Annotated in this window: 1 pseudogene; it reads right to left on the bottom strand. The window is 61.9% G+C overall.

Going from position 1 to position 23564, the window contains the following annotated elements:
- Nucleotides 1-161: 161 nt before the first annotated feature.
- A pseudogene (locus ACIP66_RS10045) lies at nucleotides 162-23563 on the bottom strand (non-ribosomal peptide synthase/polyketide synthase).
- Between the last annotated feature and the right edge of the window lies 1 nt (nucleotide 23564).

Below are 23564 nucleotides of genomic sequence, written 5' to 3' on the forward strand. Positions count from 1 at the left end.
CCGCTGGGTCGCGAAGCGGCCCCCTCTTCACCTGAGAAAAGAAGGACTGCTGCGCAGTCCAGCGGGAGCAAGCTCCCTCGCCACAGATTCTTTGCCAGACCGACTGCTCGACATCAGCCGCAAGGGCTCCTCTGTGTATAACGATGGATCAGGGCCAATACTTAGGCCGCTTGTGCGACACAGTGCTCGATCAGCGCCTCCAGTTCCGCCTGATACTCGCGCATCAGTTGCTCGACAGTCTCGGCGCGGTAACGGCGAGTGCTATAGATGCAGCGCAAGGCCAGGCACCCGTCGTACACCTGACCGACCACTTCCAGCCAGTTGCCCAACGCAGCATGCGGGCTGTAGCAACTGCCGTAGCTTTCTGCCGCCGGCACCAGCATGGCTTTGTCATCAAAGCTTTGGTCGAATTGCCCCAAATAGTTGAAGGTCACGCGTGCCTGCGGTGCCTGACTCAAGGTCTCGGCCATCGCCCCGCCGCTCATGTGACGCAGCACGCCGTAGCCCAGACCTTTATTTGGCACCGCCGCCAATTGCCGCTGCACGGCGCGCACCGAGGTACCGATGTCGGCGTTTTCGCCCGGCATCAGGCGCACCGGGAACATGCTGGTGAACCAGCCCAGACTGCGGCTCAAATCGATGTCCTTGACCAGATCTTCACGGCCGTGGCCCTCAAGCTGAATCAGCACCGAAGACTGCTCACTCCAGCGGCACAACACCCGGCTCAGCGCCGCCAGCAGCACATCGTTGATCTGCGTCTGATACGCAGCCGGCACTTGCTTGAGCAGTTGCTGGGTGTGTTGTTCCGACAAGCCCAAATGCGCCACCGACTGGTATTGCACCTGATTCTTGCCGCGCGGGTTATCGCACGGCAACTCGCTGCCGGGCTGGTCGATCTGCGCCAGCCACCAGGCCTTTTCCTCCGGCGGGTAATCCGCCGCGTAGGCTTGCAAGCCTTCGGCCCAGGCGCGATAGCTGCTGGTGCGAATCGGCAGGTTCGGCGAACCACCGGCGCTGTACGCCTCGTAAGCCACCTGCAAATCCTGCAACAGCAAACGCCATGACACCGTGTCGATGACCAAGTGGTGAATGACCATCAGCACACGGCTTTCGCCATCAGGCAACGTCACGTGCGCCGTGCGCCAGACCGGCCCATTGTGCAGATCGAGGCTGCGTTGCACCTGCTCGGCATACAGTTCCAGTTCGGCTTCATCGGCCACTTCGTGCTGCCACAGCAACGCTTCGTTGGCCCATTGCGCCTGCATCTCCGCCAGCGGTTGGTAATGCTGATAATGACGCCCGCCGACATCGCTGAAGCGCAGACGCAGGGCGTCGTGCTGCTGCATCATTGCGCGCAGGGCCATTTCCAGCGCCGGCAAATTCAGTGCCTGCCGCGCGCGCAACATCAGCGCCTGGTTGTAGTGATGCGGCTCGCTCATGCGTTGATCGAACAGCCATTGCTGGATCGGAATCAGGTTGAACTGCCCTTCCGCCGCCACCTGCGTCACGTCTTCCACCACGCTCGCCACTGCGCTCGAACGCTGTTCGAAAATCGCTTCGATGGTCTGTCCACGCATCAGGTCGCGCAGTTTCAGATCCATCTTCAGCTCCGCATGGTTGCGCACCCGCGACACCACTTGCAGGCTGAGGATCGAGTCGCCGCCCAGTTCGAAGAAATTGTCGGTAATGCCCACCCGCTCGACTTGCAACACATCGGCCCAGACCTCGGCCAGCAATTGCTCGTCACGGGTGCGCCCGGCCACATACTCCGCGCCTTTGAACTCGGGTTCCGGCAAGGCCTGGCGATCGAGTTTGCCGTTCGGCGTGACCGGTAGCGCGGCGAGGCAGATCACCTGCGCCGGCACCATGTAGTCCGGCAGTTGCGCACGCAATTCGGACTTGAGTCGATCACCGATGGCCACACCCTGCGGCGTCACCACATAACCGATCAGTTGTTTACCCGAGGCACTGTCGCGGGCGATCACCAAGGCATCGCTGACGTCGGCGAGCTGACGCAGACTGGCTTCGATTTCGCCGAGTTCGATACGGAACCCGCGCACCTTGATCTGATGGTCGATGCGCCCGACGTAATCGAGTACACCGTCGGCACGCTGGCGCACCAGATCGCCGCTGCGGTACAGCCGATCGCCCGGCGGCCCGAACGGGTCCGGCACGAAACGCTCGGCGCTCAGATCCGGACGCTGGTAGTAGCCACGGGCGATACCCTGGCCGCCGATGTACAGCTCGCCGGCGATACCCGGTGGCAGCGGATTGAGATCTTCGTCGAGCACGTACAACGCACGTTCGCCGACAGCACGACCGATCGGCGCGTACGCCGCTTCACAGCGCTCGCTGACCGGCACCTTCCACAGCATCGGCGTGACCACGGTTTCGGTCGGGCCATAACCGTTGGTGAAGAATTGCGGACGCAACGCGGCTTTCACTTGCTCAAAGGTTTGATCCGGCACCGCGTCGCCGCCAAAGCAATATACGCGCACCGGCGGCGGCGCCAATTGGCTGTGCGCGGCGTATTCGGCCAGTTGTTTAAGGTACGCCGGCGGGAAACAGGCAATCGTGATCGCGTGCTGATGCAAGGCCTCGAAGGTCTGCTCCGGTGTCCACAAACTGGCATCGCGAATGACTAGCGTGCCGCCGCTGAACAGCGTGCTCAGCCAGCGCTCATGGGCACCGTCGAAGGCAAACGACATGAAATGCAGCTCACGGGTGCGCTCGTCCATGTCGTATAGCTCGGCAATGGCCTGGCAGTGCATGCTCATCGGCCCGTGCGCCACCGCGACGCCTTTCGGCCTTCCGGTCGAGCCGGAGGTGTAAATCAGATACGCCAGATTGCCCGCGAGCAAGTTGCTGACCGGCGCTGTCTCGCGGTAAGCACTGTCGGCGAATTCATCGATAGCCAGACGCGCCAGCCCCTCGACCACCGGCAAGCGCGCCTGCACCTGCGTGTGGGTGAGCAGCAGCGCCATCGCCGAATCTTCGATCATGAACGCCAGACGCTCCGGCGGATAATCGATGTCCAGCGGCACATACGCCGAAGCGCTTTTCATCACCGCCAGCAATGCCACGACCATTTCCACCGAACGTTCCAGCGCCACCCCGATGACCACTTCCGGCCCGGCACCCAGTTCGATCAGTCGATGGGCGAGACGGTTGGCGCGACGCTCCAGTTCAGCGTAACTCAGGGTAGCGTCACCGCAGACCAGTGCCGTGGCCTCAGGCCGCGACTGCGCATGACGAGCAATCAATTCGGGCAGCAACTGCGCCTGATAACTCGCCTCAGGCGCTGCGCTCCATTGTTCAAACGCTTGCCATTGTTGCGCGGACAAACGCTGCAGGTTGCCCAGGCACACGCTTGGCGCGGCGATCATCGCTTCAAGGGTGTCTTCCAGCGTGCGACGGATCTGCTCCACCGCCTCAAGGCTGAATGCGTTACGCAGGAACAGATACTCGATGGACAACTGCTCGCCGAGATTGACTGCCAGATCCATCGGGAAGTTGGTCACGTCATGATTGCGTGACTCACCGAAGCTCAGACCGCTGTCCTGCTGCTCGCTAAGACGCTCGTCGATCGGGTAGTTTTCGAAGACGATGATGCTGTCGAACAAGCCCTGCCCGCCCAGCCCCGACCAGCGCTGAATGTCCGCCAACGGTGCATGGGAAAACTCGCGAATATCGGTGTTGTATGCCTGCAGTTGCTGCAGCCACTGATCCAGCGGCTGTTCCGGCCGCAAGGTCTGGATCACCGGCAAGGTGTTGATGAACAGGCCAAGAATATTGTCGGCGTTGGCCAAACCGGCCGGGCGACCGGAAACGGTCGCGCCAAATACCACGGTGTTCTGCCCGGTAAAGCGTTGCAGCAACAGCAACCACGCCCCCTGAATCAACGTGTTCGGGGTGATTTGCAAGGCACGACAAGCCTGCTGCAAACGCGCGGTTTGCGCCGCGTCCCACCGTGAATAAATCGCCTCGTGCCCCGGCAGTTCTTCGACATGCCGCGGGAACATCGCCTGATTCAGCGACGTCGCCTGCTCCAGCGGTTCGAGGCGACTGCGCCAGAAACTTTCCAGCGAACCCTGATCCTGACGTTGCAGCCACTCGATGAATTCACGATAGCGACCATTACGGCCCTGCACCTGGCCGTGGCTGTAGAACTGCATGACTTCGCCGAACAACCGCGAACTGCTCCAGCCATCCATCAGGATGTGATGGCAGGTCCAGATCATCTGGTAGCGATCGTCTTCCAGACGCAGTAGCAAGACGCGCTGCAATGGCGCCTGACTGAGGTCGAAACCGGCCAGATAATCGGCGGTCGCTCGTTCGGTGACGGCGGCTTCATTGATGTCTCGCACGCGCCAGTCTTCCACCGTCAGTTGCAACTCCACCTGACGATGGACGATCTGCACCGGGGTATTCGAGCCTTCCGGGAAGTGGAAACTGGTGCGCAAAATGTCTTCGCGGCCGATCACGTATTGCCACGCCTGTGCAAAGCGTTCGGTGTCCAGACCGTGCACCGGCAGGCTGATCTGGTTGATGTACAAACCGGAACTGTCGTCGGCCAAGGTGTGGAACAACATGCCGTCCTGCATCGGCGACAGTGGGTAAATATCCTCCACCTGCGCCACGGGCACCGGCAGACGATCCAGCTGCGGCTGGGTCAGACGCGCCAGCGGGAAGTCGGACGGCGTCAGGCCCAAGTGCTCCTGGGTGCAGCAATGCTCAATCAATTGCTCCAGCGCTACCGCGTAGGCATCGGCCAGTTGCTGAATCACCGCTTCGTCGAAGACATCGCGGCTGAACGTCCAGTCCAGCGACAACTGTCCGTTGAACACCCGGCCATCAATGGTCAGCCAGTTGCTCAAGGCGACGTCGTCGCCGTGCCCGGCCCCGCTGCCCTCTTCGCTCGGCACAAACAGTGCCTGCTCATCGAAGCTCTGGTCGAACTGGCCGAGGTAGTTGAAGGTAATCCGCGCTTGCGGCAATTGCGCCAGACGTTGCTGGACAGCGTCCGCACCGAGGTAGCGCAACACGCCATAGCCCAGACCTTTTTCCGGCACCGCGCGCAGTTGTTCCTTGATGCGTTTGATCGCTTCGGCTGGCTGTTTCGCCGGGGTCAGCAACACCGGGAACAGGCTGGTAAACCAGCCCACCGTGCGGCTCAGGTCGACGCCATCGAACAGCTCTTCGCGACCATGCCCCTCAAGCTGCACCAGACACGCCGGCTGCGCCGTCCACTGGCAAATCACTTGCGCCAGGGCGCTGAGCAACAGGTCGTTGACCTGAGTGCGATACGCCGACGGCGCCTGCTTGAGCAGACGATGGGTCTGCTCGGCATCCAGACGCGTATTGACCGAACGGCCATGCACCGACGCCTGACTGCCCTCAGGACGAATACGCGGCAACTCCGGCAAGGCCTGATCGAGTTGACGGCTCCAGTAGTCGAGTTCCTTGTTCAGCGTTTCGCTGTGCGCGTAAGCCTGCAACTGCTCGGCCCAGGTTTTCAACGCCGTGGATTTTGCCGGCAACGTCACCGGTTGATTGGCACTGAGTTGACGATAAGCATTCTGCAAATCTTCCAGCAGCACGCGCCACGACACACCGTCCATCACCAGGTGATGGATCGCCAGGTGCAGACGTTCGCTGCCGTCCTGCACGGCAATCAACGTGCAGCGCAACAACGGGCCGTTTTGCAGATCGAGACTGCGCTGGGCCTGATCGGCGATGGTGACGATTTCGTCAGCGCTTTCGGCTGTGCGTTGCCAGATTTCCGACACCTGCTCGGCCAGCGCCTGATGGCTGGCCTGCCAGGCGCAATTGCTCGCCTGCACAAAACGCAGACGCAAGGCATCGTGATGCGCCACTACATTTGCGAAGGCTTGCTGCAAGTGCGCGACGTTCAGCGCCTCGCGCGGCGTTAGCATCACCGACTGGTTCCAGTGCTCGCGGTGCGGAATATCACTGGCGAAGAACCACTGCTGCATCGGCACCAGCGGACTGTCGCCCGTGACCGGGCCTTGGTCGATCACCGCATCCTCAGTCGCCGTGGCCACGCGGGCCAGCGCTTGAATGTTCTGATGCAAAAACAGGTCTTTCGGCGTCAGGCCTATGCCCTGCTGTCGGGCGCGGCTGACCACTTGAATCGAGTTGATCGAGTCGCCACCGAGGGCGAAGAAATTGTCTGCCGTACCGACTTGAGCCACGCCGAGCACCGCTTGCCAGATCTGCGCCAGCGCTGTTTCGATCGCATTGATCGGCGCGACGAAATCTTGCTGGGCTTCAGCCACGTCAGGTGCCGGCAGTGCCTTGCGGTCGAGCTTGCCATTGGGGCTCAGCGGCATGCTCTGCAGCAAGGTCAAGTGCGCCGGCACCATGTGTTCCGGCAGGGTCTGGCGTAAATGCGCCTGCAGGGTTTCGCGCATCGACGGCCAGTCCGTCGCGTCAAATTCCGTGGCGACGACATAACCACTGAGGACTTTGCCGCTGCGGCTGTCCTGCGCGACGACCACCGCTTCACGCACGGCGTCATGTTCCAGCAGGCGCGCTTCGATTTCGCCCAGCTCGATACGGAAACCACGGATTTTCACCTGATGGTCGATGCGACCGATGTAATCGATCACACCGTTCGGGCGATAGCGCGCCAGATCGCCGGTGCGATACAGGCGCTCGCCGGCCACGAACGGACTGGCAACGAAGCGTTCGGCGGTCAATTCCGGACGACGGTGGTAGCCGCGCGCCAGGCCCAGGCCGCTGAGGTACAGCTCGCCATTGACGCCGCTCGGCACCGGATTGAGTTCGGCGTCGAGAATGTAGGTCATCAGGTTGGCAATCGGTTCGCCGATCGGCACCGCATCGCGACCTTCATCGCGGCAGGTCCAATGGGTCACGTCGATGGCCGCTTCGGTCGGGCCGTAGAGGTTATACAAACCGGCATTCGGCAACTTGGCGAAAACCTGTTGCTGCGCATCGACCGGCAGCGCTTCACCGCTGCAAACGATGCGGGTCAGGCTGGTGCAGCGGCTGACATTGGCATCGAGGACAAACGCTTGCAGCATCGACGGCACGAAATGCAGGGTAGTGATCGCTTCGCGCTCGATCAGGCTGACCAGTTTCGCCGGATCACGATGGTCGCCCGGTGCCGCGACGACCAGACGTACGCCGGTCATCAACGGCCAGAAAAACTCCCACACCGACACGTCAAAACTGAACGGCGTCTTTTGCAGCACACTGTCGCCAGCGCGCAGCTCATAGGCCTGCTGCATCCAGCATAAACGGTTAGTCAGCGCGCCGTGGCTGTTGCCGGCGCCTTTCGGTTTGCCGGTAGAACCGGAGGTGTAAATCACGTACGCCAGATTGTGCGAAGTCAGCGCCGGCGTCGGATTGCTTGAGGCAGCGTCGCCCAGCCACGCGTCATCGGCGTCGAGCAACAGCGTCTGCACGCGATCGGGAATTGGCAAGGTGTCGAGCAGCGCCTGCTGCGTCAGCAGCCACTGAATGCCGCTGTCATCGATCATGTACGCCAGACGTTCAGTCGGGTACTCCGGATCCAGCGGCACGTAAGCGCCACCAGCCTTGAGAATGGCTAACAAGCCGATCACCATTTCCAGACTGCGATGCAGCGAAATACCCACCAGCACATCCGCGCCGATGCCCCGTGCGATCAAGGCATGGGCCAAACGGTTGGCCCGCTCGTTCAGCTCACGGTAAGTCAGTGATTGCCCTTCGAACACCAGCGCCAGCGCGTGCGGATCCCGCTCGACCTGCGCTTCGATCAGATGATGCACCGGCTGCTGGTTCGGGTAGTCGGCAAATGTGTGGTTCCAGTCCTCGACGATCACTCGGCGCTGCGCCGCGTCGAGCATCGGCAGTTCGCCAATGCGTCGGGTCGGCTGCGCGACGATAGCGCGCAGCAGGTTGAGGAAATGTTCGCCGAGACGAGCGATGGTCGAAGGTTCGAACAGATCGCTGGCATACGACAGCGCCGCACTGATGCCTTCATCGAACTCGAAGGTGTCCAGCGTCAGGTCGAACTGCGCGGTGCCGGCGTCCCAGGTCAGTTCTTCGAGGCTCAGGCCTGGCAACGTCGAAACGGCGCGACGCGCATCGCTGGCATGGTTGAACATCACCTGGAACAACGGTGTATGACTCAGGTTACGAGCGGGTGCGAGCAATTCCACCAACTGCTCGAATGGCAGATCCTGATGCGCCTGCGCACCCAATGCGCGCTGCTTGACCTGATCAAGCAACTGGTCGAAACGCAGGTTGCCGTCGATGTCAGCCTTGAGCACTTGAGTGTTGACGAAGAAGCCCAGCAGGCGCTCGGTCTCGACCCGGTTACGGTTAGCGATCGGTACGCCGACGCGAATATCGTTTTGCCCGGTGTAGCGATGCAACAGGGTCTGGAAGCTCGCCAACAACAGCATGAACAGCGTGGTGTTGCGCTCTTTGGCCAAACGCTTGAGGCCTTCAGCCAGTGCCGGTTCCAGGCTGATCGGCAGACGCGCACCGCGATAGCTTTGCTGCGCCGGACGCGGATGATCGGTGGCCAATTCAAGAATCGGCTGTTCGCCGCCCAACTGCGCCGTCCAGTAATCCAGTTGCCGTTGCTGCTCCCCCGCCTCCAGCCATTGCCGCTGCCAGTGGCCATAATCGGCGTACTGGATCGGCAACGGCGTCAGCGCAGCCGGTTGACCCTGACTGAAACCGGCGTACAACTGCATCAGATCATCGACCATGATTTGCATCGACCAGGCATCAGAAACAATGTGGTGTTGGGTCAGGATCAGCACATGGTCGTCATCTGCCAATTGCAGGAGTTTGACCCGCAGCAGCGGCCCACGCTGCAAATCGAACAGTTGCCGGGTTTCGGCTTCAATCAACCCGCGCAGGCCTTGCGCGTCGAGCGCGGCATCGACCGCTGCAAGCGCAATGGTCACGGCAGCAGCATCTTCGATCACTTGCACCGGACGTTCGTTGTCCAGCACGAAGCGGGTGCGCAAACTTTCGTGACGCTCGACCAGCGCATCGAAACTCTGTTGCAACGCCGCTGGATCAAGTACGCCGCGCAAGCGCAGCGCCGCCGGGATGTGATAAGCGCTGCTGGTCGGATCCAGTTGCCAGAGGAACCACTGCCGCTGTTGCGCGAAAGACAAGGCCAGCGGCTGTTCTCGCGGAACGCGGCTGATCACCGATTCCTGCTCGGTCGACGCCGGGTCCATCGCTTGGACAAACCCTTGCAGACTGTTGTGGGCGAACAGCAGACGCAGCGGCACTTGAATCTCGAGTTGCTGGCGGATGCGCGACACCACTTGCGTGGCCAGCAACGAATGACCGCCCAATTCGAAGAAGTTGTCGCTCAGGCCAACACGCTCGACTTTGAGGATCTCGGCCCAGATCGCGGCTACAGTCTGTTGCACCGGCGTCTCTGGTGCCACGTAGGTTTTGCGCCATTGACTGGCATCGGGTTTGGGCAACTGTTTGCGATCGAGCTTGCCGTTCGGCGTCCGCGGGAACCGCGCCAGCAGCACCATGTGCGCCGGCACCATGTAATCCGGCAGATTGATCTTGAGGCGTGCATTGAGGCTGTCGCGCAAACGGCTTTGTTCGTCGGCATCCAGTGTGTTGAGGTCGGCGGCCGGCACAATGTAAGCCACCAACGCCTGACCACCCGGAGCATCCTGAGCCAGCACGGCGGCTTCGCGCACGGCGTCCTGTTCGAGCAGACGCGCTTCGATCTCGCCCAATTCAATGCGGAAGCCACGGATTTTCACTTGATGATCGATGCGGCCGAGGTATTCGATGATGCCGTCGGCACGCTGCCGTGCGAGGTCGCCGGTGCGGTACAGACGCTCGCCCGTCGCGGAATATGGATGCGGCACGAAGCGTTCGGCCGTCAGCGCCGGTCGCTGAAAGTAACCGCGCGCCAGGCCTTCACCGCCGATCAGCAACTCGCCGGCCACGCCGTAAGGCACCGGCAGCAAATCGGCGCCGACGATGTACAGCGAAGTGTTGTCGATCGGCCCGCCCAGCCACGGTTGTGCATCTTGCGAGCGCAGCGGATGCAACGCCGACCAGATCGTGGTTTCGGTCGGCCCGTAGAGGTTCCACACTTCACCGCCGAGGGCGAGCATGCGCACCGCCAGTTCCTGAGGCAGTGCTTCGCCACCGCACAGGCACTTGCAACCGCGCAGTTGCGCGGCGTTTTCGTTGTCGAGCAGCATGCGCCAGGTCGACGGTGTTGCTTGCACCACGTTGACCTGCTCGGCAGCAATCAGCGCCAGCACCGCGTACGGATCCTGCGCGACCTCCTGCCCGGTCAGGACAATGCAGGCGCCAACCATCAGCGGCACATAGATTTCCAGGCCAAAAATATCGAAGGAGAACGTGGTCAACGACAGCGCGCGATCCTGCGCCACCATGCCCGGCGCCTTGGCCATGCTGGCGACGAAATTGGTCAACGCAGCGTGGCGAACCATCACCCCTTTCGGCTGGCCGGTCGAGCCGGAGGTATAGATCGCGTAGGCCAGATGTTCGCCGTGCAGACGTGTCGGCAGATCCTCGCCGGCAAAGCCGTCGAGCCAATCGCCCTGTTGATCCAGCACCAGCGTGGTGAGCGAGTCCGGCACGGGCAAGTGGCTGAGCAGCGAGCTCTGCGTCAACAGCAAATCGATGCCGCTGTCGTCGATCATGTACGCCAGACGATCCTGCGGGAACGCCGGATCCAGCGGCAGGTAGGCACCACCCGCCTTGAGGATCGCCAGCAGGCCCACCAACATGTGCGTGCTGCGCTCGACCGAAATGCCGACCAGCACATCCGGCGCCACACCAAGGGTCTGCAGCTTGCGCGCCAACTGATTGGCCCGGGCATTGAGCTGGCCGTAGTTCAAGCGCTCGCCATCAATCACCAGCGCCGGGGCATCGGGGGTGCGCGCCGCTTGCGCTTCAAACAGCTGATGAACGAAGCCTTTTTCAGGTGCCGGCGCGACGCTACGGTTACCGTCGTTGAGCTGCGCTTGATACTCGGCGGCGCTCAGCAGTGGCAGCTCGCCGATGGACTGGCCAGGGTTGGTGACAATCCCGCGCAACAGGTTCTGCCAATGCCCGGCCATGCGCGTAACGGTGTCGGCGCCAAACAGGTCGGTGGCGTAGATCAGCGCCGCCGACAGGCCGTCGCTGTGCTCGACGGTTTCCAGGGTCAGATCGAACTGCGCGCTGTGGCTATCCCAACGCAAACCCTCGACTTTCAAACCGCCCACCGGCGCTGCAGTCGACAGGCCTTGGGTCTGGTGATTGAACATCACTTGGAACAGCGGACTGTGACTGAGGTTGCGCTCGGGTTGCAGCGCTTCGACCAATTGCTCGAACGGCAGATCCTGATGCGCCTGCGCGCCCAGCGCAGTCTGCTTGACCTGCTGCAACAATGCGCTGAACGCGTCCTGACTGTCGACCTCGCTCTTGAGCACTTGGGTGTTGACGAAAAAGCCGATCAGGCGCTCGGTTTCCACCCGATTACGGTTGGCCGTCGGCACACCGACGCGGATGTCGTTCTGACCGCTGTAGCGATGCAGCAAAGCCTGGAACGAGGCCAGCAGGATCATGAACAGACTGACCCCTTCGCGCTGCGCCAGCTGTTTGAGGCCGCTGACCAACGCCGCGTCGATGTCCAGTTCCAGACGGGCGCCGCGATAACTCATGACCGCCGGGCGGGCAAAATCGCTCGGCAATTCGAGCACCGGTTGCTGACCGCCGAGGCGCGCGATCCAGTATTCGAGTTGACGCTCACGCTCGCCCGCCTCCATCCAGTGCCGCTGCCAGATCGCATAGTCGGCGTACTGGATCGGCAACTCGGGCAACACCGGCGCCTGCCCTTGAATGAACGCGGCGTAGCCTTTGACCAGCTCCTCAACCATCACCTGCATCGACCAGCCATCGGAGACGATGTGGTGCAAGGTCACGATCAGCACATGATCGTCGGGTGCCAGTTGCAGCAGACGTGTGCGCAGCAATGGCCCTTGTTGCAGGTCGAACAGTTGGCGGGTTTCTTCTTCGATCAAGTGGCGCAGTTGCGTGTCGTCCGGCCTCTGCGCCAGCACTTGCGCTTGCAGCTGCACTGGCGAAACCGCGTGGACTTGCTGCACAGCGTGCTCGCCGTTGAGCACGAAGGTGGTGCGCAGACTGTCGTGGCGCGCCACCAGCGCATTGAAACTTTTCTCCAGTGCAGCCACGTCCAGCGGCCCGCGCAAACGCAGGGCCGTGGGCATGTGGTACGCCGCGCTTTCGGGATCCAGCTGCCACAGGAACCATTGGCGTTCCTGGGCGAAAGACAACGACAAGGTGTCGAACTCGGCACTGACAGGCGGAATCGGCAGGTTCGCCGGGGAAACGTCCTCTTCGAGCATTTTCTGCAAGTACAGGCGACGTTTTTCCAGCGGCAGCGTTATGAAGCGCCTGGCAATACGTTGTGCGACAGCGGTGTCCATCAAACCTCCTCAAATTCATCAAGCAGCGCTTCAAGCTTGCTCAATTTCGACGTGCTCATTTGCTCGCCGGACTGCTCGAGTTGCGCGACAAACGCACCCAGCACCGGGAATTGGAATATCAGTTGGGGCGTCAGCTTCAGGCCCAGTTCGAGTTGCAGGCGCGAGACCACATTGACCACCAGCAGTGAGTGCCCGCCGAGTTCAAAGAAGTCGTCAGCCAGCCCGACCTGGTCGATTTTCAGTACGTCCTGCCAGATCGCCGCGACCTTGCATTCCAGCTCGCTCTGCGGCGCCAGATAAACCGACTGATGCACGCGAGTGTCCGGTGCTGGCAAGGCCTTGCGATCGAGTTTGCCGTTAGGCGTCAGCGGCAATTGGTCAAGGAAGATCAGGTGGGTCGGCACCATGAAATCCGGTACCTGCCGGGCCAATTGCGCTTTGAGTTGTTCGGCCAGAGGCGCCGCGTCGAGGCTGTTGTCGTGGCTGACCAGATACGCGACCAGGTTCGGCCCGCTCAGTTCTTCCCGCGCCAGCACTACCGCATCACGCACTTCAGGCAGCGCTTGCAAGCGCGCTTCGATTTCACCGAGTTCGATGCGCAGACCGCGAATCTTCACTTGATGGTCGATACGACCGATGTATTCGATCACGCCGTCTTCGGCATAACGCGCCAGGTCGCCGGTGCGGTACAGACGACCGCCAAAACCGGCGAACGGATCAGGAATAAAGCGTTCGGCAGTCAGTGCGCCGCGCTGGTGATAACCACGGGCCAGAGAATCACCGGCGATGTACAACTCACCCGTCGCACCGATGGCGCAAGGTTGCAGCGCCGCGTCCAGCACGTAGGTGCGCACGTTGTTGATCGGGCGCCCGATCGGCATGATTCGCGCGTCGTCTGCGACCGTGCGCGGCACCGTGTGGCTGCTGGTGTCGATGGTCGCTTCGGTCGGGCCGTAGAGATTGCGCAACTCACCGTCGAACAGCGCCATCACTTCACGTGAAAGGTGCGCACTGAGCGCCTCGCCACCGCACAGCAACAGCCGCAACGAGGTCAGTTGTTCACGGCTCGCCAGCGGCAACAGCGCCTGCAACAGCGACGGCGCCATTTGCAGCACGCTGATGCGCAGTCGCGCGACGTCGGCCCACAGCGTGGTCAGGTCGAGATTGAATTGCGCCGAGGCCAGCACCAGTTGCGCGCCGTTCATCAGCGGCAGCCAGAATTCCCAGACCGACGCATCGAAGCTGATCGCGGTTTTTTGCAGGACGCGATCCGCAGGCGTCAGTTGCAGGCATTCCTGCATCCACTGCATGTGGTTGCTCAGGCCGCCATGGCGCAGGGTCACGCCCTTCGGCTGGCCGGTGGAGCCGGAGGTGTAGATCACGTAGGCGAGGTTGTGCTCATCGATCAGCACCTGCGGATCGCGCTCGCTGTAAGCATCCAGCCAATGCGCCGGCTGATCGAGCAACAGCGTGGTCACTGCGACATCGGCAAAACGTGGTTGCAGACTGGTTTCAGTCAGCAGCAGGACAATGCCGCTGTCCTCGATCATGTAGGTCAGACGATCCTGCGGATACGCCGGATCCAGCGGCACATAGGCGCCGCCAGCCTTGAGAATCGCCAGCAAGCCGACCACCATTTGCACGCCACGCGACATCGCCAGACCGACCAATACGTCGGGGCCGACGCCGCGCTCGATCAAGGCATGGGCCAAACGGTTGGCCTGGGCATTGAGTTGCGCATACGTCAGCGTGGTCTGCTCGGTCACCAGCGCCACGGCATTCGGCGTCAACCGTGCCTGCGCTTCGATGCATTGCTGCACCTGATGGCGCTCGGCCGTTGCGACAGCCGTGGCGTTCCAGTCGCGCAACAACAGCGTGCGCGTGACATCGCCCAGCAAGTCGATCTCGCCAAGGCTGCGGACGGCCGGCGCGCTCACCATCTGCGCGAGCACGTGTGCCACCTGCTCAGCCAGGCGCTCGACGGTGTGTGTAGGGAAAGCAGCGTGGGCATAAGTAAAGCGCAGACTCAGGGTGTCATTGTGATTAACGGCCAGGGTCAACGGGAAATTAGTCTGTTCCTGATTGTCCACGGTGCCGAAGCTCAGCCCTGACGGTGCCTGCGCTTGCAGCGCGTCCGACAACGGGTAGTTTTCGAACACCAGCAAGGTGTCGAACAAGCCCTCGCCGCCCTGCCCGGCCCAGCGCTGAATCTCGAACAGCGGCGTGTGCTCGTGCTCGCGCAGGGCGACGTTTTGCGCCTGCACCTGTTGCAACAAGGCCGACACCGTTTGCTCCGGCCGAGGGCTGGCGATGACCGGCAAGGTGTTGATGAACAGGCCGATCTGCTGCTCGATGCCTTTGAGCTCGGTCGGCCGTCCGGACACGGTCGCACCGAAAGCCACGGTGGCATGCCCGGTGTAGTGCTGCAGCAGCAACAGCCAGGCGGCCTGGATGACGGTGTTGAGGGTGACTTTCTGCGTACGCGCAAATTCACTCAGGGCTTGGGTCTGCACCTTGTCCAACCAGTGGTAGTGACTGGCGTGGCTGCTGGCGAACGCCGCTTCGTCAACACCTAAACGGGTTTCGGCGAGACGGGTCGGCGCCTCGAACGAGCGCAGTTGCTCCAGCCAGAACGCTTCACTGACCTTGGCATCGCGCCCTTGCAGCCAACTGATGTAGTCGCGGTAGCGCCCGGCCTGACGCGGCAAGGCCTGGCCGTCATAACGCTGCAGCACTTCGCCGAGCAACTGCGAATTGCTCCAGCCATCCATCAGGATGTGGTGATGGGTGTAAATCAGGTGATAACGCTGCGCGCCGGTCTGCACCAGCACTAGACGCAACAACGGTGCGCAGGCCAGATCAAAGCCCTGCGCCAGCTCTGCCGAAGCCAGTTCAGCGAGTGCTGACGTGACATCGGCGCGAGCGCTCCAGTCCAGCGACGTGAAGGGCACGCGCACCTGTTTGTGCACCACTTGCAGCGGGCGCTCGCTGCCCTGCCAGATAAAGCTGCTGCGCAGAATATCGTGGGCATCGACGGCGGCCTGCCAGGCATTTTCGAAACGTTGTGGATCGAGGCCTTCGATGTCCAGGCACATCTGGTTGATGTAATGCCCGCTACCGTTTTCATAGAGGCTGTGGAACAACATGCCCTGCTGCATCGGCGCCAACGGATAGATGTCATCCACCGCACGCGCCGGCAGTGCCAGACCATCAAGCTGCGCCTGAGTGAAGTCGGCCAACGGGAAGTCCGACGGCGTCATGCCCTGATTGCTCGGTTCGCAGCAATGCGCGATCAGCAGCGCCAGTTCAGCGGCGTAGTCATCGGCCAACTGCTGGATCAGCGCCGGATCGAACTGCTGACGACTGAACGTCCAGCCCAGATTCAACGCACCGTCGAACACCTGACCATTGAGGGTCAGCCAGTTGCCGAGCGTGGTCAGCGGGCTCTGCTCGTCGCCGGCGCCTTCGCTGGCAGGGCTGAACAACGCGCCCTGCGCTTCATCGAAGCTAGCGTCGAACTGGCCGAGGTAGTTAAAGGTGATGCGCGGTTGCGGCAGCGCCTGCAAAGCCGCGCGAGTGGCGTCGTCACCGAGAAAACGCAGCGCACCGAAACCGACACCTTTATCGGGAATCGCGCGCAAGCCCTGCTTGATCGACTTGATCGAATCGGCGAGGTCAGCCGCCGGGGTCAATTTCACCGGGAACATACTGGTGAACCAACCGACGGTGCGGGTCAGATCGATGTTGGTGAACAATTCTTCGCGGCCATGGCCTTCCAGCTCGATCAAGGTGCTGGCGTGCCCGCTCCAGCGGCAAATCACCCGCGCCAGCGCGGTCAGCAACAGGTCGTTGACCTGCGTGCGATACGCCGCCGGGGCTTCTTGCAGCAGTTGTCGGGTCAGTTGCTTGTCCAGTCGCGTATCGACGGTGACAGCCTGACTATTGAGCGCGCTGGCCTCTGGATCGAGGCACGGCAAGTCGCCCTGCACGTCGCTCAACTGCGCCTGCCAGTAGGCCAATTGTTCTTGCAGTTCGGCGCTGCGGGCGTGGCCCTGCAACTGTTCGGCGAAGGCTTTGACCGAGCTAGTCTTGGCCGGCAGTTGCACAGCCTGCACGGCGTGCAGTTGGTTGTAAGCGGTTTGCAGATCGTCGAACAGAATCCGCCACGACACGCCGTCCACCGCCAGGTGATGGATCACCAACAACAGCCGTTGAGTACCATCGGCGAGGTTCGCCAACACCCCGCGCAGCAACGGCCCGGCTTGCAGATCCAGACTGCGCTGGGCCTGATTGGCCAGGGTTTCCAGCGCCGCTGCATCGGCGACTTCGCGCACCAACAGCAGGTTTTCCGACGCCGCTTGACGGTACTCGGCGCGCCAGCCTTCAGCGCTTTCGCTGAACGACAGACGCAAGGCATCGTGATGCTGCACCAGGGCCTGCAAGGCTTGTTCGACAAGCCCGGCTTGCAACGCGCTGGCCGGTTTCAGCAGTACCGACTGGTTGTAGTGGTGACGCTCGGGAATCGCCTCGGCGAAGAACGCTTGCTGGATCGGCAACAGCAGCGCGGCGCCCTGAACCGGGGCCTGATCGATTGCTTGCTGGTCAGTGCCGGTCTGCGCCACTGAAGCCAGCGCCTGTACGGTCTGATGCTGGAACAGATCTTTCGGCGAGAAACGAATGCCCGCCGCGCGTGCACGACTGACCACCTGAATGGAGATGATCGAGTCGCCGCCGAGTTCGAAGAAGTTATCGCTGAGGCCGACACGCTCAAGTTTCAGCACGTCCTGCCAGATCGCCGCGATCTGTTGTTCCAGCTCGCTTTGCGGCGCGACGTAATCCAGCTGAACTTGGCTGGCGTCCGCTGGCGGCAGGGCTTTGCGGTCGAGTTTGCCGTTGGCGGTCAGCGGCCATTGTTCGAGGAACAACAGGTGCGTCGGCACCATGTAATCCGGCAGATCGGCCTTGAGTTGTGCCTTCAGTTGTTCGCGCAAATCGGCTTCGTTGTCGACGCTGTGCGCGGCAATCACGTAGCCGACCAGTTGCTGACCGCTCGGCCCGTCCTGCGCCAACACCACCGCTTCGCGCACGGCATCGAGGGCATTCAGGCGTGCTTCGATTTCGCCGAGCTCGATACGGAAACCACGGATTTTCACCTGATGGTCGATACGCCCGACGTACTCGATCACGCCGTCGCTGCGGTATTGCGCGAGGTCGCCGGTGCGGTACAGGCGCGCCCCGCTTTCGCCGAATGGATCGGGGATAAAGCGCAGTGCAGTGAGGTCGCCACGGTTCAGATAACCGCGCGCCAGACCGGCACGGCCGACGTACAGCTCACCGATGCAGCCCTTGGCCACCGGGTTCAGTTCGCCGTCGAGCACGTACCACGACAGGTCGGCGATTGGTTCGCCGATCGGGCTGTTAGCGTCCTGCTCAAGATCCGCCACCGACAATGGACGATACGTCACGTGCACGGTGGTTTCGGTGATGCCGTACATGTTGATCAGTTGCGGGGCAGCATCGCCGAAGCGCTCGAACCAAGGGCGTAGGGATTTCACGTCCAGCGCTTCACCGCCGAATACCACGTAACGCAAGGCATTCGCCCGTGTATCGGCGCAGGCCACGTGCATCAATTGCTTGAACGCCGATGGCGTCTGGTTGAGCACGGTGACCCCGGCGTCGCACAGCAGCGCATGGAAGTCCTGCGGCGAACGGCTGACATCGTACGGCACCACAAGTAGTTCGCCGCCGTGCAGCAACGCACCGAAAATCTCCCACACCGAGAAGTCGAATGCATAGGAATGGAACAGGCTCCAGACGTCTGTTGGGCCGAAACCGAACCACGGTTCGGTGGCTTCGAACAGACGCAAAATATTCTGGTGCGGCAGCAACGTGCCTTTGGGTTTGCCGGTCGAACCGGAGGTGTAAATCACGTAAGCGAGGTTCGACGACGCCATCGTCACCTGCGGATCGGTGTCGGCAAATGCGCTGACATCGCTGTCCAGCAGCAAGGTCTGCACGCCGTCCGGTACCGGCAATTGACCGGCCAGCGCAGCCTGGCTCAGCAGCAACTGAATGCCGCTGTCCTCGATCATGTAGGCCAGACGATCCTGCGGATAAGTCGGGTCGAGCGGCACGTACGCGCCACCGGCCTTGAGGATCGCCAGCAGGCCGACGATCATTTCCACACCACGCTCGGCAGCCAGACCGACCAGCACGTCAGGGCCGACACCGAGGGCGATCAACTGATGAGCACGGCGGTTGGCCTGACGATTGAGTTCGCCGTAGCTCAAAGTCTGCTCGTTGAAACGCACGGCGATTGCATCGGGACGCAGGCGCGCCTGTTCTGCAATCAAGTGATGCGCGCAGGCTTCAGTCGGGAAGCTCCGTGGATTCGGATTCCATTGGGCGATGTTCTGTTGCCGCTCGCTGGCGTCCAGCAACGCCAGTTCGCCGATGCGTTGCTGCGGATCGGCGACGATGCCGTGCAGCAGATTCAGCCAATGCCCGGCCATGCGCTGCACCGTGGCGGCGTCGAACAGGTCGGTGGCATAGGTCAGTGCGGCGCTGAGTTGGCCATCTGCCTCAAGAGTGTCGAGGGTCAGGTCGAACTGCGCGGTCTGGCTGTCCCAATCCTGCGCTTCGATGATCAGCCCCGGCAACGCCGGCAGGGCCTGACGCCCGGCACTCTGATGGTTGTACAACACCTGAAACAGTGGGCTGTGACTCAGATTGCGTTCCGGGCGCAGCGCCTCGACCAATTGTTCGAACGGCAGATCCTGATGCGCCTCGGCACCGATGGCGGCGTGTTTGACCTGCGCCAGCAGAGCACTGAAACGCTGCTGCGGATCGACCTCGGCCTTGAGTACTTGAGTGTTGACGAAGAAGCCGATCAGGCCTTCGGTCTCGACCCGGTTGCGGTTGGCAATCGGCACGCCGACGCGAATGTCCGACTGATTGCTGTAGCGATGCAAAAGGCTCTGGAACGAGGCTAGCAATAGCATGAACAGCGTGCTGCCCTCGCGCTGGGCCAGTTGCCGCAGTTGCTGGCTGAGCAGCGGCGGCAGGTCGATGGCCAGACGTGCGCCGGCAAAACTCTGCCGCGCCGGACGCGGACGATCAGTCGGCAGTTCCAGCAAAGGCTGCTCACCGCCGAGCACGCCAGTCCAGTAATCGAGCTGGCGCTCACGCTCGCCGGCCGCCATCAGTTGGCGCTGCCAGACCGCATAATCGGCGTACTGAATCGGCAGCTCGGCCAACTCGACCGAGTGCCCCTGGCTATACGCGGCGTAGCGCTGAATCAATTCCTGCACCAGCAGTTGCATCGACCAGCCATCGGAGACGATGTGATGCTGGGTCAACACCAGCACATGTTCTTCGCGCGCCACTTGCAACAAACCGACGCGTAGCAGCGGACCGTTTTGCAGGTCGAACGGCTGGCTGATCTGGCGCTGCACATAGGCCTGAGTCTGCTCGGCAGCATTGCCCGAAGTGCAGTCAAGAATCTCCGGCAGCAGGATCGGTGCCTGTTCGGCATGAATCACCTGGAACGCTTGTTCATCGACCTGTACGAAGGTCGTGCGCAGGCTTTCGTGGCGCTGGATCAGCTCGGCAAAACTGCGTTGCAGCGCGTTCAGATCCAGCGCGCCGTGAATACGCAGCGCCGCCGGAATGTGGTACGCCGCGCTCGCTGGCTCCATTTGCCAGAGGAACCACTGACGCTGCTGGGCAAACGACAACGGTAGTTGTACTTGATCACGCGGCGCCCGAGGGATGCTCGCAGGCTTGGCCACTTGAGTTTGTTCCAGCGCTGCAACGCAGGCTTTGAGGCTGGCGTTTTCGAACAACTGGCGCAGTTGCAGGTTGAGGCCGAGGGTCTGGCGGATGCGCGAAACCATTTGCGTGGCCAACAGTGAATGGCCGCCGAGTTCGAAGAAGTTGTCGGTCAGGCCGACACGCTCAAGTTTCAGTACGTCCTGCCAGATCGCCGCGATCTGTTGTTCCAGCGCACTTTGCGGCGCGACGTAATCCAGCTGAACTTGGCTGGCGTCCGCTGGCGGCAGGGCTTTGCGGTCGAGCTTGCCGTTGGCGGTCAGCGGCCATTGTTCGAGGAACAACAGGTGCGTCGGCACCATGTAATCCGGCAGATCGGCCTTGAGTTGTGCCTTCAGTTGTTCGCGTAAATCGACTTCGTTATCGACGTTGTGCGCGGCAATCACGTAGCCGACCAGTTGCTGACCGCTCGGCCCGTCTTGCGCCAACACCACCGCTTCGCGCACGGCATCGAGGGCGTTCAGGCGTGCTTCGATTTCGCCGAGCTCGATGCGGAAACCGCGGATTTTCACCTGATGGTCGATACGTCCGACGTACTCGATCACGCCGTCGCTGCGGTATTGCGCGAGGTCGCCGGTGCGGTACAGGCGCGCCCCGCTTTCGCCGAATGGATCGGGGATAAAGCGCAGTGCGGTGAGGTCACCACGGTTCAGATAACCGCGCGCCAGACCGGCACGGCCGACGTACAGCTCACCGATGCAGCCCTTGGCGACCGGATTGAGTTCGCCGTCGAGCACGTACCACGACAGGTCAGCAATCGGCTCGCCGATCGGGCTGTTGGCGCCCTGCTCAAGATCCGCCACCGACAATGGACGATACGTCACGTGCACGGTGGTTTCGGTGATGCCGTACATGTTGATCAGTTGCGGAGCAGCATCGCCGAAGCGTTCGAACCACGGGCGCAGGGATTTCACGTCCAGCGCTTCGCCGCCAAACACCACGTAACGCAAGGCATTCGCCCGAGCATCAGCGCAAGCCACGTGCATCAATTGCTTGAACGCCGACGGCGTCTGGTTGAGCACGGTGACCCCGGCGTCGCAGAGCAATTCATGGAATTCCTGCGGCGAACGGCTGACATCGTACGGCACCACAAGTAGTTCGCCGCCGTGCAGCAACGCGCCAAAAATCTCCCACACCGAGAAGTCAAAGGCGTAGGAATGGAACAGGCTCCAGACGTCTGTCGGGCCGAAACCGAACCACGGTTCGGTGGCTTCGAACAGGCGCAGGATGTTCTGATGCGGCAGCAAAGTGCCTTTGGGTTTGCCGGTGGAACCTGAGGTGTAAATCACATAGGCAAGGTTCGACGACGCCATCGTCACCTGTGGATCGGTGTCGGCGAATGCGCTGACATCGCTGTCCAGCAGCAAGGTCTGCACGCCGTCCGGCACCGGCAGTTGACCGGCCAGCGCAGCCTGGCTCAGAAGCAGTTGAATGCCGCTGTCCTCGATCATGTAAGCCAGACGATCCTGCGGATAAGTCGGGTCGAGCGGCACGTACGCGCCGCCAGCCTTGAGGATCGCCAGCAGGCCGACGATCATTTCCACACCACGCTCGGCAGCCAGACCGACCAGCACGTCCGGGCCGACACCGAGGGCGATCAACTGATGAGCACGGCGGTTGGCCTGACGGTTGAGTTCGCCGTAGCTCAGGGTCTGCTCGTTGAAACGCACGGCGACCGCGTCAGGCCGCAGACGTGCCTGCTCGGCAATCAGTTGGTGCGCGCAGGCTTCGCTCGGAAAGCTGCGTGGATTCGGGTTCCATTCGGCGATGTTCTGTTGCTGCTCGCTGGCGTCCAGCAACGCAAGTTCGCCGATGCGTTGCTGCGGGTCGGCGACGATGCCGTGCAGCAGGTTCAGCCAATGCCCGGCCATGCGCTGCACCGTGGCGGCGTCGAACAGGTCGGTGGCGTAACTCAGGGTGGCTGCCAGTGCGCCGTCAGCCTCATGTGTATCGAGGGTCAAATCAAACTGCGCGGTGTGCGAACTCCAGTCGAGGCTTTCGACTTGCAGCCCCGGCAGTTGCAACGCCTGCGCCGCCGCGCCGCCCTGATGGTTGAACATCACCTGGAACAGCGGGTTGTGGCTCGACTGTCGATCTGGTGCGAGGGCATGCACCAATTGCTCGAACGGCAGATCCTGATGCGCCTGCGCGCCCAACGACGCTTGTTTGACCTGGGCCAGCAATGCCTTGAAGGGCATGCTGCCCTGCACCTGAGCGTCCAGCACCTGGGTGTTGACGAAGAAGCCGATCAGGCCTTCAGTCTCGACCCGATTACGGTTGGCCACCGGCACGCCAACGCGGATATCCGCCTGACCGCTGTAGCGATGCAGCAAGGCCTGGAACGACGCCAGCAAGACCATGAACAACGTCATACCCTCGCGCTGGGCCAACTGTTTCAGACGTTCGCTCAGCTCGCTGCCAATGCTCAGATCCAGACGCGCGCCGCGATGACTTTGCACCGCCGGACGCGGATGATCCGTGGGCAATGGCAGAACTTCGCCGCCATCGCCCAGACGCTCGGTCCAGTACGCCAGTTGCCGCTCAAGCTCACCGGCCTCCATCCACTTGCGCTGCCAGATCGCGTAATCCGCGTACTGGATCGGCAAAGCCGCGAGGTTGGCTGGCTGGCCACTGCTGTGCGCGGCGTAGAGTTTGACCAGATCATCGACCATGATCTGCGCCGAAGCACCATCGCAAATAATGTGATGTTGGGTCAGCACCAGCACATGATCATCCGGCGCGATTTGCAGCAGTTTGACCCGCAGCAACGGGCCTTGTTGCAGGTCGAACAGCGTGGCGATTTCAGCGTCGATCAACGCCTTGAGGCCTGCATCGTCGGGCGGCGTGTCCAGCACCTGCGGAGTCAGCGGCAGGTTAAGTCGCGGCTGGACTACCTGAATCGGGCCGTCCGCGCCATCGACAAACACCGTGCGCAGCACTTCATGGCGTTCGAGCAAGGCATCGAAACTGCGCTGCAATGCCGACAGATCAAGAGCACCGCGCAAACGCAACGCCGTCGGCACGTGGTAAGCGGCGCTGTGCGGGTCGAGTTGCCAGAGGAACCACTGACGCTCCTGCGCGAAAGACAAGCCAATCGTTTCGAACTCATCGCGCACCGGTGGAATCGGCAACGCCGCAAAGCTCATGTTCTTGCTCTGCATTTTTTGCAGAAACGCTTGCCGTTGGGCGAGCGGCAAACGGATGAATCGCTGAACCAGAGACAGGTTATCGAGCTGAGTCATT

The sequence above is a fragment of the Pseudomonas sp. NPDC088429 genome (assembly GCF_044753305.1).
GTDB classification, from domain to species: Bacteria; Pseudomonadota; Gammaproteobacteria; order Pseudomonadales; family Pseudomonadaceae; genus Aquipseudomonas; species Aquipseudomonas rustica.